The sequence below is a fragment of the Streptomyces spongiae genome, from assembly GCF_009377185.1.
Taxonomy (GTDB): Bacteria; Actinomycetota; Actinomycetes; order Streptomycetales; family Streptomycetaceae; genus Streptomyces; species Streptomyces spongiae.
The window spans coordinates 1-2935 of the sequence record NZ_VJZC01000871.1; the positions used below are offsets into that span (position 1 = coordinate 1).

4 protein-coding genes are annotated in these 2935 nt (G+C 72.9%); 3 read left to right on the forward strand and 1 reads right to left on the reverse strand.

The annotated features are described in order from the left end of the window. Positions 1 to 52: 52 nt before the first annotated feature. Positions 53 to 607 (forward strand): methylated-DNA--[protein]-cysteine S-methyltransferase, encoded by a 555-nt coding sequence (locus FNH08_RS48040; RefSeq protein ID WP_152778204.1) that lies wholly within the window; start codon positions 53 to 55, stop codon positions 605 to 607. A gap of 23 nt (positions 608 to 630) precedes the next feature. Here FNH08_RS48040 and FNH08_RS48045 read toward each other — a convergent pair whose 3' ends face one another. Next, a complete protein-coding gene (locus FNH08_RS48045) occupies positions 631 to 1059 on the reverse strand; it encodes a VOC family protein (RefSeq protein WP_152778205.1) in 429 nt (142 codons plus the stop codon). Positions 1060 to 1158: 99 nt separating this feature from the next. Between FNH08_RS48045 and FNH08_RS48050 the strand changes: the two genes are divergently transcribed. Together FNH08_RS48050 and FNH08_RS48055 are read left to right on the forward strand one after the other, a co-directional pair. Beyond that, positions 1159 to 2067 carry a pseudouridine-5'-phosphate glycosidase gene (locus FNH08_RS48050; RefSeq protein WP_322726605.1) on the forward strand — a complete coding sequence of 303 codons (909 nt, stop codon included), beginning with the start codon at positions 1159 to 1161 and terminating at the stop codon, positions 2065 to 2067. Then, the coding region (locus tag FNH08_RS48055; protein WP_322726606.1) for a carbohydrate kinase family protein at positions 2064 to 2935 on the forward strand (872 nt) is incomplete at its 3' end. The genes FNH08_RS48050 and FNH08_RS48055, both read left to right, overlap by 4 nt.

The following is a 2935-nucleotide window of genomic DNA, read 5'->3' on the forward strand; positions in this document are numbered from 1 at the left end:
CGCGAGCGTCCGCGCCCCGGGCGTTGTCAGTGGTGCGCCGTACGGTGGTCCCATGAACAGCCACGGGCAGAACGAGCAGCGCGTCGTGTGGGCAGTCGTCGGTACGGACATCGGTCCGTTGCTGCTGGCCGCGACGAGTGAAGGCCTGGTGAACGTCGTGTTCCATGCCACGGACGCGGTCCGCGACGCGGCGCTCGAACGGCTCGCGTCCCGGCTGGGCACCGACCCCGTCGAGGCGCCGGATTCCCCGCTGCTGACCGAGGCGATACGCCAGGTCGAGGCCTACTTCGCGGGCGAGCGGCACGACTTCGACCTGCCCCTGGACTGGTCGCTGATCTCCGGCTTCAACCGGCAGGTGCTGCGCGCTCTGGCGTCCGGCGTCCCGTACGGCACGGTCGTGGGGTACGGCGACCTGGCCGGGCGGGTGGGACAGCCGGGCGGGGCCCAGGCGGTGGGCATGGCCATGGGCGCGAACCCGCTGCCGGTCGTGGTGCCGTGTCACCGGGTCGTCGAGAGCGACGGCGGGATCGGCGGGTTCGGAGGGGGCCTGGAAACCAAGCGGAGGCTGCTGGCACTGGAAGGGGTGCTTCCGGAGCCGTTGTTCTGAAGGGCTCCGGAAACGCTCGTGGCCTACTCGTAGTGCCGAGCCTCGACCACGTTCCCGTCCGGGTCACGGAAGTAGAAGCTGCGGCGGGCCATGCCGCGGGCGCCGAACGAGTCGTGCGAGATGTCCGAGACGGGCACGTCCCGCTCCTCCAGCCGGGCCCTCAGGGCCTCGAAGCCGTCGGCCTCGAAGGAGAGACACACGTGGTTGACCGGGTGACCCGCGCTCTCGGCGGCCCCGGGCACCATGGTCATGCGCTCGGCCAACGTGAGCGGCATGAGGTCGAGGATGGTCTCCTCGTTGACCCGCACCGAAGGGAACGGCACCTGGCCGGCGGCGTACTCGGTGAGCCTCACCGGCAACAGCCCGACGGCCTTCTCGTAGAAGTCGGCCGCGGCGATCGGGTCATGGGCCCAGAGGACCACATGGTCGAGACGTGTCGTGTTGTCCTTCATGCGCACCAGGCTGGTGGTGTCCCCCACAGGTCGCAAGGGTTTGGCCGGGCGCGTCGCCCGCCAGAGATGAGAGAGAGCCGGAAGACAGGAGGCAGGCGCGTGGTGCTGGCGGTGTCCGAAGAGGTGCGGGAGGCGCTCGACGCCCGCCGTCCCGTGGTGGCCCTGGAGTCCACGATCATCGCGCACGGGCTGCCGCGCCCGCGCAACCTGCAGGTCGCGCTGGAGCTGGAAGAGGTCGTGCGACGGGAGGGCGCCGTCCCGGCGACGATCGCCGTCCTGGACGGCAGGCCCCATGTCGGCCTGGACAAGGAGCAGCTGGAGCGGGTCGCGAACGAGGACGGGATCCGCAAGCTGGGCCACCGGGACCTGCCGCTCGCGGTGGCCTCGGGGGTGAGCGGTGCGACCACCGTGTCGGCGACCGCGCTGCTCGCCGCCCTCGCGGGCGTCAGGGTGTTCGCGACCGGTGGGCTCGGCGGGGTGCACCGGGAGTGGACGGTCACCCAGGACGAGTCCGCGGACCTGGGGTTGCTGGCGCGCACCCGGATCACGGTGGTGTGCGCGGGCGTGAAGTCGATCCTGGACGTGCCGGCGACGCTGCAGCGCCTGGAGACTCTGGGGGTCACCGTCGCCGGGTACGGCACGGACCGTTTCCCCGGCTTCTACCTGTCCGACTCGGGCCATCCGGTGGACTGGACGCTGGAGTCGCCTGAGCGGGTGGCGGAGGTCATGCGCGCGCAGGACGCGCTTGACGGGCCGGAGTCGGCGCTCGTGGTCGCCAACCCCGTGCCCGTGGAGGAGCAGCTCGACCCCGGGCTCCATGCCCGCGTGCTCGCCGACGCGCTGCACGCGTGCGAGGAGGAGGGTGTCACCGGCCAGGCCGTCACGCCGTTCCTGCTCGACTACCTGGTACGGCACACCGACGGCGCGTCGCTCACCGCGAACCTGGCGGCGGTACGGGGGAACGTACGGCTCGCGGCCCGCATCGCGTCGGCCTGGGCCGGGGTGTGACACCTTCCGGCAGGGCCCTCCTGGTCGTCGGGGACGTCGTCACCGACATCGTCGCCCGGCACCGCGGGCCCCTCGCGCCCGGGACCGACACCGCCGCCTCGGTGCGGACGCTGCCGGGAGGCGCGGGAGCCAACGTGGCGTGCTGGGCGGCTCAGCGGGGCTGCGCGGAGGTACGGCTGCTCGGGCGGGTGGGCGAGGACTCGGCCGCGTGGCACGAACAGGAGCTGACGGCCTGTGGCGTACGGCCACGCCTCGTCGTCGATCCGGTGGCGCCGACGGGAACGGTGATCTGCCTGGTCGACGTGGACGCGGCGGCCGAGCGGACGTTCCTGACGGACAGCGGGGCGTCCCTGCGGTTCGACCCCGGCGACTGGACGGACACCCTGCTCGACGGGGTCGCCCGGCTGCATCTGTCGGGCTATCTGCTGTTCTCCGAGCCGAGCCGGGCACTGGTGGCGGCGGCCCTGGACTCGGCACGCGCGCGTGGCGTACCGGTGAGCCTGGATCCGGCGTCGGCCGGTTTCCTCACGGAGCTGGGTGTGGACCGCTTCCTGGCGCTCATCGAGGGCATCGACGTACTGCTGCCCAGTCGCGACGAGGCGTGTCTGCTCACGGGTCTGCCCGATCCGTCGGACGCGGCGGCCAAGCTGAGCCGCCACGTTCCGCTGGTCGTCGCCAAGCAGGGCGCTGACGGTGCGCTGGTGGCCCGCTCCGGCGCGGTGTACGCGCGCGTGCCCGCCGTTCCCGCTACGCCCCGCGACACCACGGGCGCCGGCGACGCCTTCACCGGCGCGTTCCTCGCCGCCCTGCTTGCGGGCGCCGGGCCCGAGGAGGCGGCGGGCGAGGGGTGCCGGGCCGGGGCACTGGC